Source organism: Saccharopolyspora sp. ID03-671 (assembly GCF_045278815.1).
In the GTDB taxonomy this organism is placed as follows: domain Bacteria; phylum Actinomycetota; class Actinomycetes; order Mycobacteriales; family Pseudonocardiaceae; genus Saccharopolyspora; species Saccharopolyspora ipomoeae.
Window position 1 is genome coordinate 973,147 of the sequence record NZ_CP134054.1, and the last position, 26,274, is coordinate 999,420.

Sequence of the window (26,274 nt, forward strand, 5' to 3'; positions counted from 1 at the left end):
AGCGTCGGTGGCATGGCCAACTCCCTGCTCCCGATGTCGGCGGGTTTCGCGACCTGCATGTCCCTGATCGTCTCGATCGGCGCCCAGAACGCCTTCGTGCTGCGCCAAGGCCTGCGCAGGCACGCGGTGCTGCTGGTGGTGGCGATCTGCATCGCCTCGGACGTCGCCCTGATCGCCCTGGGAGTGGGCGGGTTCGGCACCCTGGTGACCCGGTCGCCGCTGCTGCTGACCCTGTGCACGGTCGCGGGCGGCTGCTTCCTGCTCGCCTACGGGTTCCTCGCCGCCAGGCGAGCGCTGCGCCCGTCGGCGGCGCTCGACGCCGGGACCGGCGAGACCGGGTCGCGGCGTCGCGCGGCGCTGACCTGCCTGGCCATGACGTGGTTGAACCCGCAGACCTACTTGGAGACGATCCTGCTCATCGGGTCGGTGGCCGCCGGGTACGGAGCCATGCGGTGGGAGTTCGGAGCGGGCGCGCTGGCGGCCAGCTGCGTGTGGTTCGTCGCGCTCGGCTTCGGCGCCCGCCTGCTGACGGGCTTCTTCGCGCGCCCCTCGTCCTGGCGCGTGTTGGACGGGGCGATCGCGGTGATGATGGTGTCGCTCGGAACGAGCCTTCTCGCAGGGCTGTGACCTCTGGATTCATCCACAGTGGTCGCTTGATGGTGTTGTCTTGCAGCCTGTTTCGACATCGATCACCTGATCGTGTAGCGGCTGTTCGCTCGCCTTTTCGAACGCCGACGTGCACCATTGACACATGCGTTCGACACCGGAACACCGCGACCACCCCCTCGACTCCCCTTTCCGCCAACGCCTTTCCGCGCCTTCACGACCGATCTCCGCGAAACCTCCTGCTGATGAGCACTATTCGCTCGTCACCCCCTTCGACTTCCGCGAACACCGCACCCGGGCGGTGGCCCGAGAGCCACCGCCCGGCACCCGATGACGCCCGAACGCGCTCCGGCGCACCGATCCTCAGATGGCCGGTGACCCCGGCGACATGCTGCTTGACAACTCCACATCAGGGTCCGGGGCGCCGTCAGACCCCCTCCGGGCGAGCGGGCCACTCCGGCATGAAGTCGGGGTAGTCCTCGCTCACCCGGAGGGGGAACTCCGGCGGACGCTTGGCCAGGAACGAACCGACGCCCTCGGCCGCATCTGCCCCGGCGCCGAGCACGTTGATCCCCTTGGAATCCAGGCGGTGCGCCTCCCACGGCGAGTCGGCCGAGAGCATGCCCCACAGCAGCTGACGGGCCACGGCCACCGACACGGCCGAGGTGTTCTCGACGATCTCCCGGCAGATCGATCGCGCCGTTTCGAGCAGCTCGTCGTCGGCGACCACGCGGGACACCAGCCGGCCGGTCAACGCCTCCGCGGAGTCGAAGATCCGCCCGGTGGCGGCCCACTCCATCGCCTGCGAGATGCCCACCACCCGCGGCAGGAACCAGGACGAGGCCGCTTCGGGCAGCAGACCGCGACGGGTGAAGACGAACCCGAACCGGGCGCTCTCGGCGGCGACGCGGATGTCCATCGGCAGCGTCATCGTGGCCCCGACGCCGACCGCGGCACCGTTGATCGCGCCGACCGTCGGCTTGCGCATGGCCGCCAGGCGCAGCGCCACGGTGCCACCGCCGTCGCGCGGCACGCCGTCGACCTCGCCGAGCTCGCGGTGCGCCGCGGCGCGCACGCCGTTGGACCGGCTGTTGAAGGTGTCCTCGCCCGCGCTCAGGTCCGCTCCCGCGCAGAACGCGCGACCGACGCCGGTGACGATGACCGCCCGCACGTCGTCGTCGGCCTCGGCCTCGTCGAGGGCCGCGATGATCTCACCGCGCATCACGTGCGTGAACGCGTTGAGCTTCTGCGGCCGGTTCAAGGTGATCGTGGCGATCCGCTCGGAGACCTCGTAGCCGATCTCGGTGTAAGTCATCGCACCATCCAATTCGCGGGTTTGAAAACGGGCTTGCGCAGTGGAAAAGTCCGGCGTGCACCAGGAATCGCAGAAAGCGGGGCAGCATGTCCGAGGTCGAGTACCGGCAGTCCGCGTTCACACCGCCCGCCGGGGCGACCGACATCCTGTTGGTCCGGCACGGCGAATCCGCCCCCGCCGTGCCCGGAAAGCCCTTCGACCTCGTCGACGGCCAGGGCGACCCCGAACTGGCACCGGCCGGCCGGGAGCACGCCGAGCACGTCGGACGACGGCTCGCCGCCGAGCCGCTCGACGCCCTCTACGTGACCACCCTGCGGCGCACGGCCGAGACCGCCGCTCCCCTGGCCGCCCGGCTCGGGCTCGCACCCCGCGTCGAGAAGGACCTCCGGGAGGTGCACCTCGGCGAGTTCGAGGGCGGGCTGTTCCGCCAGAAGGTCGCCCAGAACGACCCGATCATCCAGCGGATGCACGCCGAGGGCCGGTGGGACGTCATCCCCGGCGCCGAAACCTCCGAGGCGTTGCGCGAGCGGGTCACCGGAGCCATCGAGCGGCTGGCCGCCGCCCACCCCGATCAGCGCATCGCGGTGTTCACGCACGGCGGGGTGATCGGTGAGGTCATGTCCATCGCCAGCGGCAGCCTCCCGCTCGCGTTCCTGGGCGCGAGCAACGGTTCGATCTCCCAGATCGTGGTCAGCGGTGGCCGCTGGATCGTGCGGCGCTTCAACGACACCGCGCACCTGAGCGGCGGGCTGGACCAGCAGCCCGCCGCCCTGAGCTGACGCAGCGGCCACCGGCGGTCTACTTCAGGCCCAGCGCCCGAACGGCCGCCGTGGGGTCGCCCGGAGCCACCAGCGCGATCGCCGGTGTGGTCACACCGTTGTCGACGTACTGCTGGACGCGTTCCCGGCAGTACTCGGCCGGCCCGTGCACCACCAGGTCGTCGACGACGCTGTCCGGGATCGCCGCGAGCGCGGCCTTGCGGTCGCCGGAGTCCCACGCCTGCCACATCGGCGTGAACTCGTCGCGGCCCAGCCACTCGTGGAACGCCCGGTAGACCGGGACGTTCATGTACGCGGCGATGTGCCTGCGGGCCAGGCCCCGAGCGGTGTCCGGGTCGATGTCGGGCATCACGAAGATGCGGGCCACGACCTCCTTGTCCGGACCGCCCTGCTGGACGTGGGGCACGACCGTGCGGACGTCGTCCGGCGAGAGCCAGTTGATGATCGCTCCGTCGGCCTCGCGCCCGGCCAGCTTGAGCATCCCGGGGCGCAGCGCCGCCACCAGCACCGGCGGCACAGGGTCGGCCACCAGTCCGGCGGTGAAGCCCTTGACCTCGAAGGTGTCGTACGACTCGGTGACCTTCTCCCCGCGCAGCGCCTGCCGCAGGAACCGCACGGTGTCGCGCACCCGCTTGTACGGCTCGTCGAAGGGGATCCCGTTCCAGCGCTCGACGATGACGTTCGACGACGTCCCGACGCCCAGTGCGAAGCGACCGGGGGCCGCGGCGGCGAGGGTGGCCGCGCTCATCGCCAAGGTCGCCGGACCGCGGGTGTAGACCGGCACGATCGCCGTGCCCAGCCGCAGCTGCGGCGCCCAGGTCGAGGCCAGCGCCAGCGGGGTGAACGCATCAGCGCCGTTGGCCTCGGACGACCACACGTCGGTGTAGCCGAGGTCGGGCAGTTCGGCGATGAGCTCGCGCTGCTCGGGCAGCGAGAGCTCGGGCAGCGGAACGCTGATGCCCCAACGTCGATCCACGGGTCATCCTCTCAATTCATCGGGTGTAGCGGGCTTTGAGCTTGCCCTTGACGAGTTTTCCGGTCGGTGTGCGCGGCATGTCGTCGACGAAGTCGACGCTGCGCGGAACCTTGTAGTGCGCCACCCGCTCGCGGGCGTGCTCGATGATCTGCCGTTCCAGCTCCGGACCGGGTTCCGCGCCCGGCGCGGGCTGCACGACGGCCTTGACGGCCTCGCCCATCTCGGGGTCGGGAACGCCGAAGACCGCCACGTCGAGGATCGAGGGGTGCAGGGCCAGCACGTCCTCGACCTCCTGCGGGTAGATGTTCACCCCGCCGGAGATGATCATGAATGCCTTGCGGTCGGTGAGGAACAGGAACCCGTCCTCGTCGATGTAGCCGAGATCGCCCATCGTGGCCCAGTTGAGGTGCTCGGGGTGCTTGACCGAACGGGTCTTGCCCGGATCGCCGAGGTACTCGAACTCGATCTCCTCGCGTTCGAAGAACACGGTGCCGACCTCGCCGGCGGGCAGCTCGGTGCCCTCCTCGTCGCAGACCCGGACCACACCCAGCACCGGCCGCCCCACCGAACCGGGCTTGTCCAGCCACTGGGTGGACTCGATCATCGTCATGCCGATGCCCTCGGTGGAGGAGTAGTACTCCTGCAGGATCGGGCCCCACCACTCGATCATCGCGCGCTTGACCTCGACCGGGCAGGGCGCGGCGGCGTGCACGGCGGTACGGTGGCTGGACAGGTCGTAGCGGGTGCGGGTCGCCTCGTCGAGCTTGAGCATCCGCACGAACATCGTCGGCACCCACTGGCTGTGGGTGACCTGGTAGCGCTCGATGGCGCGCAACGCCTCCTCGGGGTCGAAGCGCTCCATCATCACCACGGTCCCACCGATCGCGTGCACCGTCGCGCAGTAGCGCAGCGGCGCGGCGTGGTAGACCGGCGCGGGCGAGAGGTAGACGGTGTCCTCGCCGAAGCCGTAGAAACCGCGCAGCAGGTCGACCAGGATGTTGCCCGGCTCGTGAACCTGCCGGTCGGGCAGATCGGGCCGGATGCCCTTGGGGCGGCCGGTCGTGCCCGAGGAGTAAAGCAGATCCGCGCCGCACGGCTGCACGGCCGGGGCCTCGGTGGACGCGGCCGACAGCGCCTTCTCGTAGTCGTCGTAGCCGGGCACCGCGCCGCTGTAGGCGAGCCGCAGCCGCACCCCGGGCGTGAGCTCGGCGACCTGCTCGGGCAGCTCGCCCAGTCCCGCCGAGACGACCATCGCGCTCGCGCCGGAGTCGTTGACGATGTAGGCGACCTCGTCGGGCTGCAGGTGGTTGTTGACCGCGCAGACGTACATGCCCGAGCGCACCGCCGCCCAGTACACCTCGTAGGCGTGCAGGTTGTTGTCGGAGAGCACGGCGACCACGTCGCCCTTGGTCAGTCCGGCCTCCCGCAGCGAGTTGGCCAAGCGCAGCGAGCGGTCGTCGAGTTCCCGATAGGTCAGCACCTCGCCCGAACCGGCCATGATCAGGGCCGGTTTGTCGGGCGTGGTGGCGGCGTGGACACCTGGGTACATGCGGCTCCTCCTTGAACCTCGCGTACCGCCTTCGATTTACCTCACTTGACCAGTCCTTCGACCTTCCCGAAGAGCCGGCTGGACTGCTCGGCGTTGGGCACCACGAACCTGCCGTCGGCCTCCACCAGGACCGCGTCCGGCGCGTCGGCGGTGCAGATCGTGGCCTTCGACTCGGTCCAGCGCCCGTTGACCTGCTCGACCCGGCCGACGATGCGCAGCGGGGTGGCCAGCGGCACCGGGCGCCGGTAGCGCAGCGACAGCTGGACGGTCATGCCGGGCGGGGCCCCGCCCGCGGCGTGGGCGTGCCCGAGGATCTGGTCGAGCAGCATCGCGCTCATCCCGCCGTGCACGTAGCTGGGCGGGCCCTCGTAGGCGAGCCCCAGCGTGCAGGTGCCGACCGCGGCGCCGTCGACGATCTCGACGTGCATCGGCGGCGAGATCGGGTTGCCGGGCCCGACGGCCGGGCTGTACAGGCGGCGCGGACGGCGGCCGTCGTCGACGGCGGCCATCTGGCCCCGCTCGCGACGCACCGCGTCGAGCGGGGGCACCAGCGCCCGCACCTGCTCGGTGATCTCCCGCAGGGTCTCGGTGTCCGCCTCCGTGGACACAGCGGCGTCGGTGAGGTCGCGCAGCGCGGACCCGAGGTCGCGCACCGCCTGCCGGCGTTCCCGCAGTTCATCTTCGCTGTCGGCGGCCACGTTCGCTGTTCCCTCCGGGGTGCACGATCGGTTTCCGGCCTTCAGTTAAACCCGTCGCCCGCCCCTCAGTCCAGACAGACCGGCCGGTCGGTATGAAACTTCGAGGCGGGAGGCGTGTCAGCCCGGCGGTCTACCGGCCGTGACCGGATAGGCTGAGGCGAGCGATTCGGGAGGTGGCGTGCCGCAACAGCGTGGGGAGCACTTCGTCCGCGCCGTGGAGCGGACCATGTCGGTGCTGCGGGCGTTCACCCCGGAACGAGCCGAGCTGTCGCTGACCGAGGTCGCCCAGGCCGCCGACCTGGACCGGGCGGGCGCCCGGCGCATCCTGCTGTCGCTGGTCGAGCTCGGCTACGTGCACCAGACCGACAAGCGCTACGCGCTGACACCGCTGGTCCTGGAGTTCGGGCACGCCTACCTGACCAGCAGGTCGCTGCCGCAGATCGCCGAACCGCACCTGCAGGAGCTGACCCGCCAGGTGCGGGAGATGACCGCGATGGCCGTGCTGGAGGGCACCGAGACCCGCTACATCGCCCAGGTGCCGAGCCCGAAGCTGCTGTCCGTGGCGATCCCGGTCGGCTCCCGGTTCCCGGCTCACGCCACCTCGATGGGCAAGGTCCTGCTGGCCGCGGTGCCGCCGGAGCAGCTCGACGCCAGCCTGCGCTCGATCGAGCTGGCGCCGATCACCCCGCACACCGTCACCACGCGCGAGGCGCTGCTGGCCGAGCTGGCCACCGTGCGCAAGCAGGGATTCGTGATCGCCGACGACGGGCTGGAGGAAGGGCTGCGGGGGGTCGCGGTCCCGGTCCGCGACACCGACGGTCGCGTGTTCGCCGCGATCAACGTCTCGCTGGACAAGCACAGCTCCACCGAGGAGGGCGTCCGGCGCGAGATCGTGCCGCTGCTGGCCCGCACGGCCGCCCGCATCGAGGCCGACATGCGGATGCGGCCCGGGGCCCGGTGACATCACCGGTCCCCGGGCCGCATCCCGGCAACCCCGTGGCGGGTTCGCGGCCGGACGTCAGGCGTCCGGGTCCTCCACGTAGGTCTTCTCCGCGACGTGGATGAAGAAGTCCGGTTCGTCGACCGGCTGCTCCTGGAAATCACCGAAGGTGTCGATGCGCTGGAACCCGACGTCGCGCAGCAGCCCGCGCAGGTAGTCGCGCCGCAGCGGGTACATGTTCAGGTGGTACTCGCTGCCGTCGGGGAACTCGTAGCGGTACCGGGCCAGCCCGTCGTCGACGTGGTCGGGAACGGCCTCGACCTCGGTCCCGCAGTAGTAGTAGCTGCTCTTGCCGCCGGCCTTGCCGTCCAGCAGGGCGTCGTAGTTGCGCTGGTCGATGATGAGCACGCCGTCGTGCTTGAGCATGGCGTAGAACTCGGCGAGCGCCTTCCGGCGGTCGTGCTCGCTGAACAGGTGGGTGAAGGAGTTGCCCAGGCAGATGACCGCGTCGAACTCACCGTGCACGTCGCGGTTGAGCCAGCGCCAGTCGGCGTTGACCACCCGCAGCAGGTGGCCGCCGTTGTCCAGGCCGTTGCGGAAGGCCTTGGCCAGCATCTGCGGGCTGCCGTCGGCGCTGACGGTGTCGAATCCCGCCTCGATGAGCCGGACCGAGTGGAATCCGGTACCGGTGGCCACGTCGAGCACGCTGCGGACTCCGCGGGCCTTGAGCTGGTCGACGAAGAAGCGGCCCTCCCCGTCGGCGCGCCGTTCCCAGTCGATCAGGTCGTCCCACTTGTCGACCATTCCACCCACGTATTCCTGGGTGTAGTGGTCGGTTTCGCGGACTTCCAGCGGGTTGTCGCCGAAGAACTGCTCGCGAATGTCGGTCAGGACGGTGTCGCTCATGCTCCCGTTTCCTCGAATCGTTTCGACAGTGGTGCGGTGCGCGGCCGCCGAATTCAGCTGCGGAATTCCGGTGTCTCCGACGCTAGTCCCCGTAAGGAGAACAGCAAGGCCCGTTCTCCTCTCGCACACCGGCGAAAGCACAGCGACACCGCGGAAAAGCAGGCCGGATCCGCGCTCTGACCAGTGGATCCACCGACCCCCTCACAGGGCCCGGTGCGTCCCGATCCGCGTCCGCGAGCGGTTCGGACGCCGAACCCCGCGATCGCTGGGCGAACCCGGCCTCCATCCCCGGGACGGGTTACCCGGATGCCCTCGAATGCCACGCCGAGGAGCGGAAATCGTCCTGGGCGCACCGCATTCGCAGCACGGTGAGCGGAGTGCGACACCGATCAGCAATCGCCCGCAGGACGCTGCTGCGCGGGGCGCTGGCCACCGGCGCCCTCTCCATGACCGGCACCACCGCTGACGCCTGGGGATCACCCGTGCGCTTCGACAACCCGCTGGCCCGGCAACGAGCCGACCCGCACGTCCACCGGCACACCGACGGCACCTACTACTTCACAGCTACCGTCCCCGGCTACGACAGCGTCGTGCTGCGCCGCTCCACGACGCTGCGGGGTCTGGGCGAGGCCGACGAGCACGTGCTCTGGCGCAGGCACAGCAGCGGCGAGATGAGCAGGCACATCTGGGCTCCGGAGCTGCACCACGTCGACGGGCTCTGGTACGTCTACTTCGCCGCCGGCAGTTCCGAGGACATCCAGAGCATCCGGATGTACGTGCTGGAGAACGCCGCGACCGACCCGCTGAGCGGCGCGTGGGTGGAGCGCGGGCCGATCAGCACGCCGTGGGACACCTTCGCCCTGGACGCGACGACCTTCGCCCACCGCGGTGTCCGGTACCTGGCCTGGGCGCAGCGCGAGCCCGGGATCGAGACCAACTCGAACCTCTACCTCGCGCCGCTGTCGGACCCGTGGACGCTGGGCGGTCCACCGGTGCGGCTGGCGATCCCGACCCGCGACTGGGAGACGCGCGGATTCCGGGTCAACGAGGGACCGGCAGCGCTGGTGCGCCACGACAAGGTGATTCTGACGTTCTCCGCCAGCGCCACCGACAGCAACTACTGCCTGGGCTTGCTCACGGCCCCGGCCGACGCGGACCTGCTGGACGGCAGCTCGTGGCGGAAGAACCCCGACCCGGTGTTCACCACCTCCGCGGCCCACAGCCAGTACGGGCCGGGCCACAACAGCTTCACGGTCGCCGAGGACGGAACCGACGTGCTCGTCTACCACGCGCGCCCGTACGACGCCGAGGTCGGCGACCCCAACCGGCACGCCCGGCTGCAGACCTTCGGCTGGAAGCACGACGGCACACCGGATTTCGGCTCCCCGGTACCGGACTGATCGCGAAACAGCGGTGCCCCGGTCCGAACAGGACCGGGGCACCGCGGGGAACTTCGCTCAGACCATCGGGCGGTCGGTCGGCTCGATCGGAGCCGGCAGCACGTCCCGTCCGGTGAGGTAGCGGTCCACGCCCGCGGCCGCGGAGCGGCCCTCGGAGATGGCCCACACGATCAGCGACTGACCGCGTCCCATGTCACCGGCGCTGAACACGCCGTCCACGCTGGACATGAAGTTCTCGTCGCGGGCCACGTTGCCGCGCGGGTCGAGCTCCACGCCCAGGTCCTCGATCAGACCGGGCTTCTCGGGGCCGACGAAGCCCATCGCCAGCAGCACCAGCTGCGCCGGGATCTCGCGCTCGGTTCCGGCCACCGGCTCGAAGCCGTTGTCGGTGCGCTGGACCTCGACCAGCCGCAGCGACTGCAGCCTGCCCTGGTCGTCACCCACGAACTCCTGGGTGTTGACCGAGTACAGCCGCTCGCCGCCCTCCTCGTGCGCCGAGGTGACGCGGTAGAGCATCGGGTAGGTCGGCCACGGGTGCGCCGCGGAGCGCTCCGCAGGCGGCTGCGGCATGATCTCCAGCTGCGTCACCGACGCCGCGCCCTGGCGGTGCGCGGTTCCGACGCAGTCGGCACCGGTGTCACCGCCGCCGATGACCACGACGTGCTTGCCCTCGGCGTGGATCGGCGAGCGCTCGAAGTCGCCCTCCTGCACCTTGTTCGCCAGCGGCAGGTACTCCATCGCCTGGTGCACGCCGTCGAGCTCGCGGCCCGGTGCGGGCAGGTCGCGGGCCTGGGTCGCACCACCGGCGAGCACGATCGCGTCGTAGTCGGCGCGCAGCTGCTCCACGGTGACGTCGACGCCGACGTTCACCCCGGTGCGGAACTCGGTGCCCTCGGCGCGCATCTGGCCCAGACGCCGGTCCAGACGGCTCTTCTCCATCTTGAACTCGGGGATGCCGTAGCGCAGCAGTCCGCCCACGCGGTCGGCCCGCTCGTAGACCACGACGCTGTGGCCCACGCGGGTCAGCTGCTGCGCGGCGGCGAGCCCGGCCGGACCGGAGCCGATGACCGCGACCTTCTTGCCGGTGTGCTTCGGCGGCAGCTGCGGCTTGACGTAGCCGGCCTCCCAAGCCTTGTCGATGATCGAGATCTCGACCTGCTTGATGCTCACCGGGTCGCTGTTGATGCCGACGACGCAGGCCGCCTCGCACGGGGCGGGGCACAACGTCCCGGTGAACTCCGGGAAGTTGTTGGTGGCGTGCAGCCGCTCGATCGCGGACTCCCAGTCGTCCCGCCACACCAGGTCGTTCCACTCGGGAATGAGGTTGCCCAGCGGGCAACCCTGGTGGCAGAACGGAATTCCGCAGTCCATGCAGCGGCCGGCCTGCTTGGTCAGCCGCGGCTGCTCGAACTCCAGGTAGACCTCGCGCCAGTCCTTGATGCGCACGTCCACCGGGCGACGCTGCGGGGTCTCCCGCGGCGTCGTCATGAATCCCTTGGGGTCAGCCATGAGCCGCCTCCATGATCGCCTCGTTGACGTCGCGGCCCTCGCGCTCGGCGGCGCTCTGCGCCTCCAGCACGCGCTTGAAGTCGCGCGGCATGACCTTGCCGAACCGCTCGACCGCGGTGTCCCAGTCGGCCAGCAGCTCGCGCGCCACCGCCGACTCGGTCTGCTCGAAGTGCCTGCGCACCCGGTCGTGCAGGAACTCGCGGTCCTCGTCGTCCAGCGTGTCCAGGTCGACCATCTCGGGGTTGATCCGCCGCGGATCGACGTCCAGCAGGTACGCGATACCGCCGGACATGCCGGCCGCGAAGTTGCGCCCGGTCTTGCCCAGGATCACCGCGCGACCACCGGTCATGTACTCGCAGCCGTGGTCACCCACGCCTTCGACGACGGCGACCGCGCCGGAGTTGCGCACGCAGAACCGCTCGCCGACGATGCCGCGCACGAACAGCTCGCCGCCGGTCGCGCCGTAGAGCAGCACGTTGCCCGCGATGATGTTCTGCTCGGCCACGAACGGCGCCTTCGGGTCGGGGCGAACCACGATCCGCCCGCCGGAGAGGCCCTTGCCGACGTAGTCGTTGCCGTCACCCAGCAGTCGCAGGGTGATGCCGCGCGGGACGAACGCACCGAAGGACTGCCCGGCCGAGCCGGTGAAGGTCACGTCGATGGTGTCGTCCGGCAGGCCCTCGCCGCCCCAGCGCCGGGTCAGCTCGGAGCCGAGCATGGTGCCCACGGTCCGGTTGACGTTGCGCACCGGCAGGTCCAGCCGCACCGGGGTGCCTTCCTTGAGAGCACCCTCGGACAGCTGGATGAGCGTATTGTCCAGCGCCTTCTCCAGACCGTGGTCCTGCTCGGTGGTCTGGTGCAGCGAGGTGCCCTGCGGCAGCTCGGGGACGTGGGTGATCGGCGCGAGATCCAGGCCCTGGGTCTTCCAGTGCCGCACGGCGTCGGAGGTGTCGAGCAGATCGGCGTGACCGATCGCCTCCTCCAGGGACCGGAAGCCCAGCTCGGCCAGGTACTCCCGCACTTCCTGGGCGATGAACTCGAAGAAGTTCACCACGTACTCGGCCTTGCCGGAGAACTTCTCCCGCAGCTTCGGGTTCTGCGTGGCCACGCCCACCGGGCAGGTGTCGAGGTGGCAGACCCGCATCATGATGCAGCCGGAGACCACCAGCGGAGCGGTGGCGAAGCCGTACTCCTCGGCGCCCAGCAGCGCCGCGATCACGACGTCGCGACCGGTCTTGAGCTGGCCGTCGGTCTGCACGACGATCCGGTCGCGCAGGTCGTTGGCCAGCAGCGTCTGCTGCGTCTCGGCCAAGCCCAGCTCCCAGGGACCACCGGCGTGCTTGATCGACGACAGCGGCGAAGCACCGGTGCCGCCGTCGTGCCCGGAGATGAGCACCACGTCGGCGTGCGCCTTGGACACACCCGCCGCGACCGTCCCGACGCCGACCTCGGAGACGAGCTTGACGTGAACGCGCGCCCGGGGGTTGGCGTTCTTCAAGTCGTGGATCAGCTGCGCCAGGTCCTCGATCGAGTAGATGTCGTGGTGCGGAGGCGGCGAGATGAGGCCGACGCCCGGCGTGGAGTGCCGGGTCTTGGCCACCCACGGGTAGACCTTGCCGCCGGGCAGCTGACCGCCCTCGCCGGGCTTGGCGCCCTGCGCCATCTTGATCTGGATGTCGTCGGCGTTGACCAGGTACTCGCTGGTCACGCCGAAGCGACCGGAGGCGACCTGCTTGATCGCCGAGCGCCGCGAGTCGCCGTTGTCGTCCGGCGTGAACCGGTCGGCGTCCTCACCGCCCTCACCGGTGTTGGACTTGCCGCCCAGCCGGTTCATGGCGATCGCCAGCGTCTCGTGCATCTCCTGCGAGATCGACCCGTAGGAGATGGCGCCCGTCGCGAAGCGCTTGACGATGGACGAGACCGGCTCGACCTCGTCGATCGGCACCGGCTTGCGCGCGCCCTCGCGGAACTTGAACAGCCCGCGCAGCGTCATCAGGTCGCGCGACTGGTCGTCGACGGCCTGGGTGTACTCCTTGAACACCTCGTAGCGCCCGGAGCGCGTGGAGTGCTGGAGCTTGAACACCGTCTTCGGGTTGAACAGGTGCGGTTCGCCCTCGCGGCGCCACTGGTACTCGCCACCGACGGCCAGCGAGCGGTGCGGCGCCTGCACGCCGTCGACCGGGTAGGCGCGGCGGTGCCGCTCGGCGACCTCCTGGGCGAGCACGTCGAAACCGACGCCGCCCAGCCGCGAGGTGGTGCCGGTGAAGCAGCGCTGCACCACGTCCTCGCCGAGACCGATGGCCTCGAAGATCTGCGCACCGGTGTAGGAGGCCACAGTGGACACGCCCATCTTGGACATGGTCTTGCGGACGCCCTTGCCCAGCGCCTTGATCAGGTTCGCGGTCGCCTGCTCGGCGGTGGTCCCGTTGATCACGCCGGTGGTGACGAGATCTTCAACGGTGGCCATCGCCACGTAGGGGTTAACGGCGGCGGCGCCGTAACCGATGAGGAGAGCGACATGGTGCACTTCGCGAACGTCGCCGGCTTCGACGATCAGACCCACCTGGGTGCGCTCCTTCTCGCGCACCAGGTGGTGGTGGACCGCGCCGGTGGCCAGCAGCGACGGGATCGGCGCCCGCTTCGCGTCGGCCTTGCGATCGGAGAGCACCAGGATGTGCGCACCGTCGGCGACGGCCTGGGAGACCTCCTCGCAGATCTCGTCCAGCCGCGCGCGCAGCGCCTCTCCCCCGCCGGAGACCCGGTAGGTGGCGTCGATGACGGCGGGCTTGAGGTCCGGCCGGTCGCCGTCGTCGTTGATGTGCACGATCTTGGCGAGCTGGGCGTTGTCGAGCACCGGGAACGGCAGCACCAGCTGGTGGCAGGCCTCCGGGGCGTGGTCGAGCAGGTTGTGCTCGGGCCCGACGTGGGTGCCCAGCGAGGTCACGAGCTCTTCCCGGATCGCGTCCAGCGGCGGGTTGGTGACCTGCGCGAACAGCTGCGTGAAGTAGTCGAACAGCTGCCGGGGGCGTTCCGAGAGCGCGGCGAAGCCGGTGTCGTTGCCCATCGAGCCGATCGGCTCGGCACCGCTGGTGGCCATCGGCTGCAGCAGGACGCCGAGCTCTTCCTGGGTGTAGCCGAAGACCTGCTGCCGGTGCACCAGCGAGTCGTGCGAGGGCAGTTCGCGCTCGCGCTCGGGCAGGTCGCCGAGGCGAACGACGCCGGCGTCCAGCCATTCCTGGTACGGGAACTCGTCGGCGAGCTGGCCCTTGATCTCGTCGTCGTCGATGATCCGGCCGGCGTCGGTGTCGACCAGGAACATCCGGCCGGGCTGCAGTCGGCCCTTGCGGACGACCTTCTCCGGCTCGAACTCGAGCACGCCGACCTCGCTGGCCAGCACGACGAGCCCGTCCTCGGTGACCCAGTAGCGGCCGGGGCGCAGACCGTTGCGGTCCAGCACCGCGCCGATCTGGGTGCCGTCGGTGAAGGCCACCAGCGCGGGACCGTCCCAGGGCTCCATCAGGTAGTTGTGGAACTCGTAGAACGCCTTGCGCTTGGGGTCCATCTCGGCGTGGTTCTCCCACGCCTCCGGGATCATCATCAGCACCGAGTGCGGCAGCGACCGGCCGCCCAGGTGCAGCAGCTCCAGGACCTCGTCGAAGGTCGCGGAGTCGCTGGCCTCGGGCGAGGCGATCGGGTACAGCCGCTTGAGCTCACCGGGGATGAGGTCGGTGTCGAGCATGCTCTCGCGGGTCCGCATCCAGTTGCGGTTGCCCTTGACGGTGTTGATCTCACCGTTGTGCGCGATGAACCGGTACGGGTGCGCCAGCGGCCAGGACGGGAAGGTGTTCGTGGAGAACCGCGAGTGCACCAGCCCGATCGCGCTGGCGAAGCGCTCGTCACCCAGGTCCGGGTAGAACGCGCCCAGCTGCGCCTCGGTCAGCATGCCCTTGTAGACGATGGTGCGGGCGGAGAGGCTCGGGAAGTACACGTCGGCCTCGTGCTCGGCGCGCTTGCGCACGCAGAACGCCCGGCGCTCGAACGCCAGCGCCGTCTCGGCCTGCCGCCCGTCCTGGGCGCCGATGAACAGCTGGCGGAAGTTCGGCATGGTCTCGCGGGCGGAGGTGCCCGCGCAGTCCGCGGCGATGGGGACCTCGCGCCAGCCGAGCAGCCGCAGCCCTTCCTCGGCAACGATCCGCTCGATGACGGCCGCGGCTTCCTCGGCGGCGGCGTCATCGGCGGGCAGGAACGCCGTGCCCGCCGCGTAGGTGCCGGCTTCGGGCAGCTCGAAGGGCACGACCGCGCGGAAGAACGCGTCCGGGATCTGGGTCAGCAACCCGACACCGTCACCGGTCTCGGGGTCGGCGCCCTTGGCGCCGCGGTGCTCCAGGTTGCGCAACGCCGTCAGTGCTTTGTCAACCAGGTCGTGACTCCGCCGACCGCGGAGGTCGGCGACGAACGCGACACCGCAGGCGTCGTGCTCGTTGGCCGGGTCATACAGACCACTGGCTTGGGCGCTACGCTGCGCCACGCTTCTTGCATGGTGGGATTGGGGCATCGGACCTCCCGTCGACAGGCTGCGGTGCGCAGCAGGGCATGACTCACCCACTGCGAACCGCGGGAGCCTTTGGGGGCACTGACAAATAAGGATGCGCCGTTGCACTCTTGGTCAGTTTGAGGCACTGTACAGACCCAGCGGCCCAAAAGCTACCGCTAGGTAACACGAAGTTAAGGGAACATGACGACTCTCAGACAGTGAGACGCCGTTGTCGCCAAGGCCGGGAGTCCGAGGAATTGTGCACCACGCATCTGTCCTAAGGCGACAGCTGGCGATCATCAGTGGTGTTGTTCACGATCTTCTTGCGCAGCACCGAATCCAGTGCGAATAGCTGCTCACGCCATTCGGATTCGGTTCAGAACCGCACTTTTGCGTAATTGTTGTTACACCGTGCGTGCGCGTGGGCGCAATCACCCGAATGCGAAACGCGATTTCAGACACCCGCCGGTTCCGGTAGCGAAGCCCGCGGAACCTCGGTGCGAATCGGCTCGCGCCGGGCCTTGCGCACCAGCAGCCCGATGAGCACCAGCCCCAGCAGCGCGTAGGGGTTGCCGAAGAGGTGGGCCACCACGTCCCAAGGAGGGCCGCTGGGCATCCAGTTGAAGGCCGCCGCCAGGACCGTGACCAGCGTCCAGCCCGCGAGCGCGAGCCAGCCGAGGCTGCGCAGCCGGACGGCGTAGCCCAGCAGCACCAGCAGCCCGGGAGCGCACCACACCCAGTGGTCCGACCACGACGTCGGCGAGATCAGCAGCGCGAGCAGCGCGTTGGCCGACACGGCGAGCACCGGCTCCACGCGGCGAACGGCGAATCCGACGGCGAGGGTGAGCGCGATCGCGAGCACGAGCCAGAACCCGTTCTGCACCGCGGTCGGGAGTTCGAAGCGCGACAGCGCGCCCATGATGGACTGGTTGGTGTGGAACGCCGACCCGCTCACACCGTGCGCGGGGCCCTTGCCGAACCAGTACTCGACGGCGGCTGAGCGGTTCAGCGCGAACCCGGACAGCGTGGCCACCACGGCGGTGCCCACGGCGACGACGGCCGCGCGGTAGTCCTTCCGCAGCACCAGGAAGAGCAGGAACGCGGCCGGGGTGAGCTTGATGGCCGCGGCGATCCCGATCAGCAGCCCGCGCGGCCAGCGGGGTGACTCGGCGAGGCAGTCGGCCATCACCAGGCCCATGAGCAGGATGTTGACCTGACCGAGGCCGAACGACGAGTACACCGGCTCCAGGAACAGCGTCAACGGCAGCAGCACCGTCGCCGCGGCCAGCGCTCCGCGGGCGCCGACAGCGGGCCACAGGTGGCGGAGGACCAGGTAGAGCGAGCCGCCGATGGCCAGCAGGTCGAGCAGGTAGAGCGCCAGCAGACCCGCGCTGAAGGGCAGCAGGGCCAGCGGCGCCAGCGGCGCCAGCGCGAACGGCGGGTAGACCCACGGCAGGACGCGGCCGATGCTCACCGTCGGCGCGGTGTTCATGATGTCGCCGCCGGCCAGCCAGGTGTGCACCGCCCAGCGGTAGACCTGGTAGTCGATGGCCGATTCCTCACCGATGCCCGCGCGGGGCGTGAGCAGCAGCAGGCCGAGCGAGACCAGCACCAGCGGGATGCCTATGAGCGTGATCGCGCGCGAGTTCGCCACCACGAAGGCGCGCAGGCGGTCGGGCAGACCGCCGAGGTGCAGAGCAGGGACGGAGCCGATCCGTACCGTGGCCACCCTGTGTCCTCTCGTCCGAGCGGCGCCGTTGATTCGCCTGCGTGATCGCGCGATCACACCCGGTTCGCCGCGCCGCGGGAATTCCCCCGGTGAAAGCCGAAAAACCTTAACCCACGTCGGCGGGTTCCCGGCACGCGCCTCGCCGGGAACGACCGGACGTTCACCCTGCCACGTCGAGCGGCCCGAGAACCTTCGCCAGCAGTTCGCCCAACCGTGTCCGTTCCTCGTCGGTGAGCGGGTCCAGCAGCGCCCGCTCGCGTTCGAGCTGAGCCGGGAACACGCGGTCGATGACCTCCCGGCCGCGGTCGGTGAGCCGCACGTCGACCTCGCGCCGGTCCCGGGTCGACGGGTTCCGGGTGATCAGCCCGTCCTGCTCGAGCCGGGCGAGCCGCTTGGTGGTGGCCGCGCCCGACGACAGCATCTCCTTGGTGAGCCGGCTGGGCCGCAGACCTCCCCCGGCCCGCCGCAGTGCGCTGAGCACCTCGAACTCCATCCGGGACAGCTTCAGCTCGTCGAGGTCGTCGTCGTGCCGCTGGTCGGTGAGCGCCGCGAGCCTGCGCACGCGTCCGATCACCTCGATCGGGGTGAGGTCCAGGTCCGGGTGCTGCTCGCGCCACTGCTCGCGGATCCGTCCGACGACGTCCAAGGCCACACTCCTTCACGGGTAAAACACCAGCTATTATTTTACTCGTGAACGGTTCGTTGCTCCAGACCTTGCGCACCCGGGACGCCCTGCGGATCACTTCGATGTTCGGCGGGGTGCTGGTACCGGCGCTGCGGGTCGGGGTCTCCTACGCCGTCCCGATCCTCGCGCTGCTGGCGACCGGGCACCTGGAGCTGACGCCGTTCGCGGCGCTGGGCGCCTTCACCTCCCTGTACTGCCGGGTCGATCCCTACGCGCGCCGGGCCTGGCTGCTGGCGCTCGTCGCGGTCGGACTGACCGCGAGCGTGGCCGCCGGGGCAGCGACCTCGGCGGCCGGTGCCGGCGGCCTGACCAAGGTCGTGGTCCTGGCGGTGGTGGCCACTCTGTCGAAGCTGCTCGCCGACGCACTCCGGCTGGGTCCGCCCGGCGGGCTGATGTTCGTCTTCGCCGCGGGTGCGGCGGCGTACTCCCCGCAGACGTGGTCCGGGCTCCTGGTCGCCGTCGGAGCGGCCGCGGCCTCCGCGCTCCTGTCGTACCTGATCTCCATGCTGGGCGGGCTGCTGCACCCGACCGGTCCGCACCGGCTGGCCACCGCGCGGGCGCTGCTGGCCGTCGCCGAGCACCTCGAGGAGCCGGGGACCGCGTCCCGCCGCCGGGCGCACGCCGCGGCGCATCACGCGCTCACCGCCCTGCGCGCGAAGGAGGGACGCACCGCGATCCGGCTGCGCGGGCACCTGGCACACGCCCTGCACCTGCTGCACCACCCGGCGGAGGGCGTCGGGGAACTGCGCGCCGCAGGCCGCGGCCTGCGGCGAGGCAGGGTTCCGGCCCCGGCTCAGGACCACCCGCTTCCGCACCCGGTCCGCGCCGACGGCGTCCGGTTCGCGGAGCTGCGCACCAGCGCGCTGCGGATGGCGGTGGCCTCGCTGGTCACCGGACTGCTGGCCTCGACGTTCGAGCTCGACCACGCCTACTGGGCGGTGGTGTCGGTCAGCTCGGTGCTGCAGTCGCACAACACCGCCACCACCTGGCAGCGCGCACTGCAGCGCAGCGCGGGCACCGCGGCGGGTTCGCTGCTGGCGCTGGGGATCTTCGCGGCCGATCCGTCACCGGCCGCGATCCTGGTGGTGATCATCGCGTGCCAGGTCGCCGCGGAGCTGGTGGTGATGGCCAACTACGGCCTCGGACTGACCTTCGCGACCCCGCTGGCGCTGTGCCTGGCCTCGCTGGGGAGCCCGGGCGCCGGAGAGCACCTGGTCGCCGAGCGCGTGGGCATGACGCTGTTCGGCGCGCTGCTGGGCGTGCTGGTCTGCTTGGTGCTGACCAACCGGCGCGCCCGGACGCGGTTGCGCGAAGCGCTGGAGACCACCCGCCGGGCCACCGCCGAGCTGCGCCGCTCCCCCGGCGACAACGCGGCGCGGGCGGACCTGCTGCGCGCGGTGTTCGCGCTGCGCGACGCGCACCAGGTCGCCGCGGGCGAGCCGTTGCGCCCGCACCACGACGACCAGGAGCTGCTCGACTGCGAGCACGACGCCTACCGGATGCTCGCCGCCACCACCGCTCCCGCGCGGTGAGGCCGGATCATTCGACGCCGAGGCGGGCGAGCAGCTCCGCCCGCAACGACACGAACTCCGGGTCGCCGACGTCGCGCGGACGCGGCAGGTCCAGCGCCCGGTCGTAACCGATGCGCCCCTCGTTCATCACCAGGACGCGGTCGGCGAGCAGCAGCGCCTCCTCCACGTCGTGGGTGACCAGCAGGATCGCGCACCCGTGGCGCTTCCACAGCTCGCCGACGAGGTGCTGCGCCTTGAGCCGCGTCAGGGCGTCGAGAGCGGAGAACGGCTCGTCGAGCAGCAGCAGATCGGGTTCGCGCACCAGCGCGCGGGCCAGCGAGGTGCGCTGGGCCTCGCCGCCGGAGAGCACCTTGGGCCACACGTCCACCCGGTGCCCGAGCCCGACCTCCTCCAGCGCCGCGACGGCGCGCTGCTTGTCCGGACGCCCGGGCAAACCGAGCACGACGTTGTTCCACACGCGCTTCCAGGGCATCAGCCGCGGGGCCTGGAAGGCCACCGCGCGGCGCTCGGCGACCTCGACCTCCCCGGTGACCTCCTGGTCGAGGTCGGCCAGGATGCGCAGCAGGGTCGACTTGCCGCAGCCGCTGGGACCCAGCAGCGCGACGAACTGCCCGGGCTCGATGTCCAGGTCGAGCCGGTCGAGCACGGTCCGGTCGCCGAAGCGGCGCGAGAGCCCGCGCACGACGGCGGGTTTCGCGGTCACTTCCCGCTGAAGGCCGGTCGCCATGCCAGCACCACCCTTTCCAGTCCGCGAACGATGAAGTCGGCGACGAGGCCGAGCAGGGCGTAGAGCACGAGGCAGACCACGATCACGTCGGTCTGGAAGAACTCGCGCGCGGTGTTCATCTCGTACCCGATACCGGCGGTGGCGTTGATCGTCTCGCCGAAGACCAGCGCCAGCCAGGCGGATCCGAGCGCGTAGCGCAGCCCGACCAGCGCGTTGGGCATCGCGGCGGGCAGGATCACGTGCCGCACCTGGGCCAGCGGACCGAGGCCGAGCGTCTTGGCCGCCTCGACCAGGCCCGCGTCGACGTTGCGGATGCCGCCGTAGATGTTCATGTACAGCGGGAAGGTCACCGCCAGCGCGATCAGCACGATCTTGGGTTCCTCGCCGATGCCGAACCAGATGATCAGCAGCGGGATCAGGCCGATCACCGGGACCGTGCGCAGCATCTGCATGGGCGCGTCGATGAGGTCCTCGCCGCGCCGGAACAGCCCGGACAGCGTCGCCAGCACCGTCGCGGCCACCACGCCGATGGCCAGCCCGGCACCCACGCGCTGCAGCGACACGGCGATCGCCTCCTGCAGGCGACCTTCGGCGAACAGCTCGCCGCCGGTCTCCACAACGGTCGCCGGTGAGGCAAGCGTGTCGTCGCTGAGCACACCGGTGCTGCTGAGCAGCTGCCACAGCGCGACCAGGGCGATCGGGCTGATCAGCTTGAAAGCCCAACGAGGGATGCGGGATTCGCGCCGCGCGGTGCGGGTGCTCACCCGGGTGACGGCTATCTGCTCACCCGTCGGCACGGGTGTGAGGTGTGTGGTCATGAGGGCTCCACGAACGTGGGCGGGCATGCGGAAGCGGCCGCCGGCGAGCGTTCAGCGCGGCGGCGCGGGAAAGCGGCTCTGCGGAAGAGGAAGTGGGGGAAGAGCTTCAGGCCCGACAGAGCGCCGAGGACACGCGGGAGAAGTCGACGTGGCCCCGGGTTGTCAGCGGCACCGACGGGATCATGCGCACGACGGTAGCCGGGCGTCGCAATCCGTGAAAGTCCTCCCCACATCGTGGGAAAGACCGGCATCCGTCCTGGTCAGCGACCGAGTGGGCTAGTTTGTGTGGGTGATCGAGGAGCTCCTGCCCGCCGAGGTGGCCACGGCCGAGACCTTCGACGACCCGGCCGAGGCGCGGTTGTTCGACGCCGAAGCGGCCGAGATCGCCGAGGCCGTAACCAAGCGACGCCGCGAGTTCACCAGCGGGCGCTGGTGCGCCCACCGGGCGATGCGGGAGCTGGGCGTGGAGCCGGTCGCGCTGCTGCGCGGCGAGCGCGGTGCGCCGGTGTGGCCGTCGGGCCTGGTCGGCAGCATCACGCACTGCGCCGACTACCGGGGAGCGGTGGTGGCCCGCAAGGGCGAGGTGCGTTCGGTGGGCATCGACGCCGAGACGCACCAGCCGCTGCCCGAAGGGGTGCTGGACGTCGTCTCCCGCTCCGAGGAGCGCGAGCACCTCGCGGAGCTCGGCTCACGCGATCCGGGCGCGCGGTGGGACCGGCTCCTGTTCAGCTGCAAGGAATCGGTCTACAAGACGTGGTTCCCGGTCACCGGCGAATGGCTGGGCTTCGAGGACGCGGCGCTGGAGTTCGCTCCGGCGGGAGGTGCGGCCGGGTCCGCCACCGGGACGTTCACCGCGCGGCTGCACAAGACCGCGGCCGGGCTGACGGGCTTCACCGGCCGCTGGATGATCCGCGATGGCCTGGTGCTCTCGGCGATCGCGCTGCGGGCGTAGGTGCTGCGGGCACAGGTGGAGGGCGCCTCCCCGCCTCCCGAAGTTCCGCGCACGTTCGGTTCCCCCCTCGAGGAATCGCTCGGCGCGAGGACCATCGGGACGCCTTTCGGCGGGAAGACGCCCTCCACTTCCCCCTCGCAGTGGACTGCTGGTTCACGCACCGCTCTTCAGGGCGCGGGCGACCTTGACGACGCGACGGGCCTGGACGGCGGCGGCGGCGCGGGTGACGTCGTCGACCTTGTTCTCGCCCTGGGCGTCGACGTGGCTGGTGCCGTACGGGTTGCCGTCGACGAACTTGCTGCCGTCGGTGTAACCCGGCGCGACCACGATGCCGCCGAAGTGGTGGATGGTGTTGTACAGCGCCAGCAGCGTGGACTCCTGGCCACCGTGGGCGGTGGAGCTGGAGGTGAAGCCGCTGTAGACCTTGTCGGCGAGCTTGCCCTGGGCCCACTGGCCGCCGAGGGTGTCGATGTACTGCTTGAGCTGGGCGGCGATGTTGCCGAAGCGGGTCGGCGAACCGAAGATCACCGCGTCGGCCCACACGGCGTCTTCGGCCGTGGCTTCCGGAACCGAGCGGGTGGCCTCGACGTTGGCGCGCCACGCGGGGTTGCTGTCGATCGCTGCGTCGGGGGCCAGTTCCGGCACGCGGCGCAGCCGCACCTCGGCGCCCGCCGCTTCGGCCTCGGCGACCAGGGTGTTGGCGATCTCAGCACCGATCCCGGTGGACGAGTAGTAGATGACGCTGACCTTGACGGCGTTGCTCACGATCCAAAACTCCTGTTCACACGACGGATCGTCCGGATCGGTCGATCTCTTACGCGGAAGACAATATCCAGAAGATGTCTTCCTCGCAAGCGACTTTCCGGAAAATCTCTTTCGTGTAGCATGGATCTCACAAGACCGCAGTGAAGGAGTTGCGTTGAGCGAGGCGATCAGTCCGGACAATGCCGTCGACGACGACGAGATCGTCACGTGGTGGGGCCTGGTCATCGAGGGCTACCACGTCACGGCTGAGAAGTTGGCGGCGGCGATCATGGACGAGTACGGGCTGCCGATGGCGTCGTTCGACATCCTCATCCGGTTGGTGCGCTCACCGGACAACCGGATGCCGATGACCAAGCTCGCCCGCGAGGCGGCGCTGAGCAGCGGCGGCTTCACCAAGGTCGCCGACCGGCTGGCCAAGGCGGACCTCATCTGCCGCGTGCCCAGCGAGACGGACCGCCGGGTGACCTACGCCGAGCTCACCGAGCACGGCCTGGACGTGGCGAACCGCGCTCGTGAGACCTGCGCCCAGGTCCTGCGCGAGCACGTCCTCGCTCCCCTGGGCAAGACCGACTCCCTGGCGCTGGCCCAGGCCATGCGCACCCTGCGCGAGGCCAACACCCCGAAGCAGGACTGAGAACCGCTTCGCGGATGCTCTGCTCGGCAGCGCGGGTCGCGAGCGTCGTGGACGAGAACGCGGCTGACGCCGCGTGCGGCGTGAGCCCCTAGAGCACGTCGGTGACCGCGGTACCGGTCTCGTCGAGCGGGAGACCGAGATCGGCTCGTTCGACCAGCCAGCGGCTGGGCCGGTAGCGCGGGTCGCCGGTGGCCGAGTGCAGGGCGCGCAGGACGGTCAGGATCCGCCGCGCGCCCACCTGCTCACCCCATTCCAGCGGGCCGCGCGGGTAGCCCAGCGCGAGCCGCACGGCGGTGTCGATGTCCTCCGGCGTGGCCAGGCGCTGCTCGGCGATGAAGCAGCTGGTGTTGACGATCGCGGCGAGCAGGCGCTGGGCGATCATCCCGGGACCGTCGCGCACGACGGTCACCGCGCGTCCGGTGGCGGCCAGCGCCGCCCACGCCGCGCGCACCACGTCGCGGTCGACCGCCGGGTGCACCGTCAGCGTGCAGCGCTCGGAGGTGCTCAGCGGATCGACCCCGCAGACCCGGTCGACGGGCAGCCGTGCCGACAACGCCGCCGAGGCCGCGCTGTGCCCGTAGGGCGTGACCAGCGCGATCGCCGACTCGCCGGGATCGTCGCCGCGCTCGACGGGCACGCCCGCCTCGGCCAGCGAGTCCAGCAGCGCCGCGTCGTCGGACCACACGGGCCGGTCGGTGAGCTCCGGTGCGACCGGTTCGGGGCGTTCCTGCTTGGCGCCGTCCTCGTAGCGGTAGAACCCCTCCCCCGTCTTGCGCCCCAGCAGCCCGGCCTCCAGCCGGGACCGGGTGATCGGCGAGGGCCGCAGCCGGGGATCGCCGTAGTATCCGGCGAAGATGCTCTCCATCGCCGGGTGGGTGACGTCCAGCGCCGTGAGGTCCATCAGCTCGAACGGGCCCATTCGCAGCCCCAGCACATCGCGGGCGATGCGGTCGACGTCCTCCGGCGTCGCCAGGTCCTCGGCGAGGATCTGCAGCGACTCGGTGATCAGTCCGCGCCCGGCGTGGTTGACCAGGAACCCCGGGGTGTCGGTGGCGCGCACCGGCGTGTGCCCGACCCGGCGGACCAGCGCGATGAGGGCCTCCGGCAGGTCCTCGGCGGTGCGGGCACCCGGGATGACCTCGACCAGCCGCATCAGCGGTACCGGGTTGAAGAAGTGCAGCCCCGCCAGCCGGCTCGGGTCCTGCAGCGCGGTGGCGATCGAGGTGACCTGCAGCGAGCTGGTGTTGGTGGCGAACACGACGTGCTGCGGGCAGGCGCCCTCCAGCGCCGCGAACAGCTCGCGCTTGGTCTGCAGGTCCTCGCGGACCGCTTCCACGACCAGGTCGCAGTCGGCGGGGTCCAGCGGGTCGGCGAGCTGCACGAGCCTCCCGGTGGCGGCCTCGGCCTGCTCGGCGCTCATCCGGCCCTTGCTCGCGAGCTTGTCGTACATCCGCCCGATCTCGGTGACCGCCGTGGTCACGGCCTCGGGGCGCGCGTCGGCGAGCTGCACGGTGATGCCCGCGGCGGCGCAGATCTGGGCGATGCCGCGTCCCATCACGCCGGTGCCGATCACCCGCACGGTGCTCACGCGCTCCGCCCACTCGCCCGGCAGCATGGTCGACTCCTTCGTTGGCGACACCGGTTCCGGTCAGCTTCGCACGTCCGCGCCGAGACCGTCCAATACCGAATTGCGGTGCCGGTGAGACGGGACGCGACATAATCCGCGCTGCTTACGATCCGGCTCCGCGCTGTGCTACCAACGAGAGGACGACGCCGGAAACGGCGGCGTGCCAACGCGAAGGAGCAAGCCATGCGCGAAGCGGTGATCTGCGAGCCGCTGCGGACCCCGATCGGCCGGTTCGGCGGGGTGTTCAAGACGGTGTCGGCGGTCGAGCTGGCCGCCACCGCCATCAGGGGTCTGCTGGAGCGCACGGGCCTGCCCGGTGAGGCCATCGACGAGGTCATCCTCGGTCACTGCTACCCCACCTCGGACGCCCCGGCGATCGGCCGGGTCGCCGCGCTCGACGCCGGGCTGCCGGTGGAGGTCGGCGGCACCCAGCTCGACCGCCGCTGCGGCTCCGGCCTGCAGGCCGTGGTCGACGCCGCGATGCAGGTGCAGACCGGTGTCAGCGACGTCGTCCTGGCCGGTGGCGCGGAGGCGATGAGCAGCGCGCCGTTCTACACCACCGAGGCCCGCTGGGGCATCCGCGGCAGCGGCCTGGAGCTGCACGACTCGCTGGCGCGCGGCCGCACGACCGCGGGCGGCCAGAACTACCCGGTCCCCGGCGGCATGCTGGAGACCGCCGAGAACCTCCGCCGCGAGTACGCCATCCCGCGCGAGGAGCAGGACGAGCTCGCGGTGCGCTCGCAGCAGCGGGCGGCCGAGGCCGAGCGGGCCGGGCGCTTCGACGACGAGGTGCTGCCGGTGACGGTGCGCTCCCGCAAGGGCGACGTCGTGGTCGACACCGACGAGCACCCGCGCCCGGACACCACCCTCGAGCAGCTGGCAGCGCTCAAGCCGGTGCTGGGCAAGAACGACCCCGAGGCCACGGTGACCGCCGGCAACGCCAGCGGCCAGAACGACGCGGCCGCGATCTGCGTGGTCACCACCCCGGAGAAGGCCGCCGAGCTGGGACTTCGCCCGCTGGTCAAGCTCGTGTCGTGGGCGAGGGCGGGCGTGCCGCCGCGCACGATGGGCATCGGCCCGGTGCCGGCCACCGCCAAGGCGCTGGAGCGCGCCGGGATCGGTCTGGCCGATGTGGACCTGATCGAGCTCAACGAAGCCTTCGCCGCGCAGGTGCTGGCGTGCACCCGCGAGTGGGAGTTCAAGCCGTCGGACTTCGACCGCCTCAACGTCAACGGCTCCGGCATCTCGCTGGGCCACCCGGTCGGCGCCACCGGCGGCCGCATCCTGGCGACGCTCTCCCGCGAGATGCACCGCCGAAACGCCCGCTACGGCCTCGAAACCATGTGCATCGGAGGCGGCCAGGGTTTGGCAGCGATCTTCGAACGGATCTAGGTGCATGCGACGGAGCCGCATCCTCTTCCACCACCCGAGCAACTGGCACCGCGGTGTTGTCTCCTCTGGGGGAACCTGAGCGTCTTCGTGGCGAGTACGCCGGGACGCCGTGTATTGGCATACATCAGGAGCGGCGCACGGAGTCCACGGAGACGCTCAGGTTCCGCCACCCGCACCGCCACGCAAACGGACCCCAACAAC

20 protein-coding genes and 1 pseudogene are annotated in these 26,274 nt (G+C 70.6%); 8 read left to right on the top strand and 13 right to left on the bottom strand.

The annotated features are described in order from the left end of the window. Positions 1–12: 12 nt before the first annotated feature. Positions 13–627, top strand: a complete 615-nt coding sequence (locus REH65_RS04575; RefSeq protein WP_406691415.1) for a LysE/ArgO family amino acid transporter — start codon at positions 13–15, stop codon at positions 625–627. 406 nt (positions 628–1,033) lie between these two features. Here REH65_RS04575 and REH65_RS04580 read toward each other — a convergent pair whose 3' ends face one another. Then, positions 1,034–1,921 carry a crotonase/enoyl-CoA hydratase family protein gene (locus REH65_RS04580; RefSeq protein ID WP_406691416.1) on the bottom strand — a complete coding sequence of 296 codons (888 nt, stop codon included), beginning with the start codon at positions 1,919–1,921 and terminating at the stop codon, positions 1,034–1,036. Between the two features lie 86 nt (positions 1,922–2,007). Here REH65_RS04580 and REH65_RS04585 point away from each other — a divergent pair, with 86 nt between their 5' ends. Then, on the top strand, positions 2,008–2,700 hold the full coding sequence (locus REH65_RS04585; RefSeq protein WP_406691417.1) for a histidine phosphatase family protein: 693 nt from the start codon (positions 2,008–2,010) through the stop codon (positions 2,698–2,700). 19 nt (positions 2,701–2,719) lie between these two features. Here REH65_RS04585 and REH65_RS04590 read toward each other — a convergent pair whose 3' ends face one another. The 3 genes from REH65_RS04590 to REH65_RS04600 are packed head-to-tail and all read right to left on the bottom strand — an operon-like array spanning position 2,720 to position 5,923. After that, on the bottom strand, positions 2,720–3,676 hold the full coding sequence (locus REH65_RS04590; protein WP_406691418.1) for an LLM class F420-dependent oxidoreductase: 957 nt from the start codon (positions 3,674–3,676) through the stop codon (positions 2,720–2,722). 16 nt (positions 3,677–3,692) lie between these two features. Further along, entirely contained in the window at positions 3,693–5,225 is a 1,533-nt protein-coding gene (locus REH65_RS04595) for an acyl-CoA synthetase (protein ID WP_406691419.1), read from the bottom strand. Positions 5,226–5,266: 41 nt separating this feature from the next. Beyond that, the gene (locus REH65_RS04600; protein ID WP_281458515.1) at positions 5,267–5,923 is read right to left on the bottom strand and encodes a PaaI family thioesterase; all 657 of its coding nucleotides are present in this window, start codon (positions 5,921–5,923) and stop codon (positions 5,267–5,269) included. A 178-nt stretch (positions 5,924–6,101) separates the two neighbouring features. Here REH65_RS04600 and REH65_RS04605 point away from each other — a divergent pair, with 178 nt between their 5' ends. After that, positions 6,102–6,884, top strand: a complete 783-nt coding sequence (locus REH65_RS04605) for an IclR family transcriptional regulator C-terminal domain-containing protein (protein ID WP_406691420.1) — start codon at positions 6,102–6,104, stop codon at positions 6,882–6,884. Positions 6,885–6,953: 69 nt separating this feature from the next. Here REH65_RS04605 and REH65_RS04610 read toward each other — a convergent pair. Further along, positions 6,954–7,769: pseudogene (locus REH65_RS04610) on the bottom strand (class I SAM-dependent methyltransferase); the annotation flags it as partial. 377 nt (positions 7,770–8,146) lie between these two features. Between REH65_RS04610 and REH65_RS04615 the strand changes: the two are divergent. Continuing rightward, positions 8,147–9,169: a family 43 glycosylhydrolase gene (locus tag REH65_RS04615; protein WP_406691421.1), complete on the top strand. Its 1,023-nt coding sequence runs from the start codon at positions 8,147–8,149 to the stop codon at positions 9,167–9,169. A 57-nt stretch (positions 9,170–9,226) separates the two neighbouring features. On the opposite strand, the gene REH65_RS04620 is transcribed toward REH65_RS04615, so the two are convergent. The 4 genes from REH65_RS04620 to REH65_RS04635 form a co-directional block, all read right to left on the bottom strand. After that, the gene (locus REH65_RS04620; protein WP_281458519.1) at positions 9,227–10,678 is read right to left on the bottom strand and encodes a glutamate synthase subunit beta; all 1,452 of its coding nucleotides are present in this window, start codon (positions 10,676–10,678) and stop codon (positions 9,227–9,229) included. Then, positions 10,671–15,233, bottom strand: a complete 4,563-nt coding sequence (gltB, locus tag REH65_RS04625; protein ID WP_281458520.1) for a glutamate synthase large subunit — start codon at positions 15,231–15,233, stop codon at positions 10,671–10,673. The genes REH65_RS04620 and gltB overlap by 8 nt, the downstream gene beginning before the upstream one ends. A gap of 433 nt (positions 15,234–15,666) precedes the next feature. Beyond that, complete coding sequence (locus tag REH65_RS04630) at positions 15,667–16,941, bottom strand: glycosyltransferase family 87 protein (RefSeq protein WP_406691422.1); 1,275 nt, start codon at positions 16,939–16,941, stop codon at positions 15,667–15,669. 160 nt (positions 16,942–17,101) lie between these two features. Next, complete coding sequence (locus REH65_RS04635; protein WP_406691423.1) at positions 17,102–17,587, bottom strand: MarR family winged helix-turn-helix transcriptional regulator; 486 nt, start codon at positions 17,585–17,587, stop codon at positions 17,102–17,104. Between the two features lie 44 nt (positions 17,588–17,631). Here REH65_RS04635 and REH65_RS04640 point away from each other — a divergent pair, with 44 nt between their 5' ends. After that, positions 17,632–19,158 (top strand): FUSC family protein, encoded by a 1,527-nt coding sequence (locus tag REH65_RS04640; RefSeq protein WP_406691424.1) that lies wholly within the window; start codon positions 17,632–17,634, stop codon positions 19,156–19,158. Positions 19,159–19,165: 7 nt separating this feature from the next. Here the strand turns inward: REH65_RS04640 and REH65_RS04645 are convergent, their stop codons facing one another. After that, positions 19,166–19,885, bottom strand: coding sequence for an ABC transporter ATP-binding protein (locus REH65_RS04645; RefSeq protein ID WP_281458524.1), 720 nt, complete (start codon positions 19,883–19,885; stop codon positions 19,166–19,168). Further along, positions 19,858–20,703, bottom strand: a complete 846-nt coding sequence (locus REH65_RS04650; RefSeq protein WP_406691425.1) for an ABC transporter permease — start codon at positions 20,701–20,703, stop codon at positions 19,858–19,860. The genes REH65_RS04645 and REH65_RS04650 overlap by 28 nt, the downstream gene beginning before the upstream one ends. A 289-nt stretch (positions 20,704–20,992) precedes the next feature. Here REH65_RS04650 and REH65_RS04655 point away from each other — a divergent pair, with 289 nt between their 5' ends. Then, positions 20,993–21,655 (top strand): 4'-phosphopantetheinyl transferase, encoded by a 663-nt coding sequence (locus REH65_RS04655; protein ID WP_406691426.1) that lies wholly within the window; start codon positions 20,993–20,995, stop codon positions 21,653–21,655. A 153-nt stretch (positions 21,656–21,808) separates the two neighbouring features. On the opposite strand, the gene wrbA is transcribed toward REH65_RS04655, so the two are convergent. Further along, positions 21,809–22,420 (bottom strand): NAD(P)H:quinone oxidoreductase, encoded by a 612-nt coding sequence (gene wrbA / locus REH65_RS04660; protein WP_406691427.1) that lies wholly within the window; start codon positions 22,418–22,420, stop codon positions 21,809–21,811. A 154-nt stretch (positions 22,421–22,574) separates the two neighbouring features. Here wrbA and REH65_RS04665 point away from each other — a divergent pair, with 154 nt between their 5' ends. Further along, positions 22,575–23,054: a MarR family winged helix-turn-helix transcriptional regulator gene (locus tag REH65_RS04665; protein WP_281458528.1), complete on the top strand. Its 480-nt coding sequence runs from the start codon at positions 22,575–22,577 to the stop codon at positions 23,052–23,054. 88 nt (positions 23,055–23,142) lie between these two features. Here REH65_RS04665 and REH65_RS04670 read toward each other — a convergent pair whose 3' ends face one another. Further along, on the bottom strand, positions 23,143–24,669 hold the full coding sequence (locus tag REH65_RS04670) for a 3-hydroxyacyl-CoA dehydrogenase (protein WP_406691428.1): 1,527 nt from the start codon (positions 24,667–24,669) through the stop codon (positions 23,143–23,145). A gap of 195 nt (positions 24,670–24,864) precedes the next feature. On the opposite strand from REH65_RS04670, the gene REH65_RS04675 reads away from it, so the two are divergent. Continuing rightward, positions 24,865–26,073, top strand: a complete 1,209-nt coding sequence (locus tag REH65_RS04675) for an acetyl-CoA C-acetyltransferase (RefSeq protein ID WP_406691429.1) — start codon at positions 24,865–24,867, stop codon at positions 26,071–26,073. The last annotated feature ends 201 nt before the right edge of the window (positions 26,074–26,274 follow it).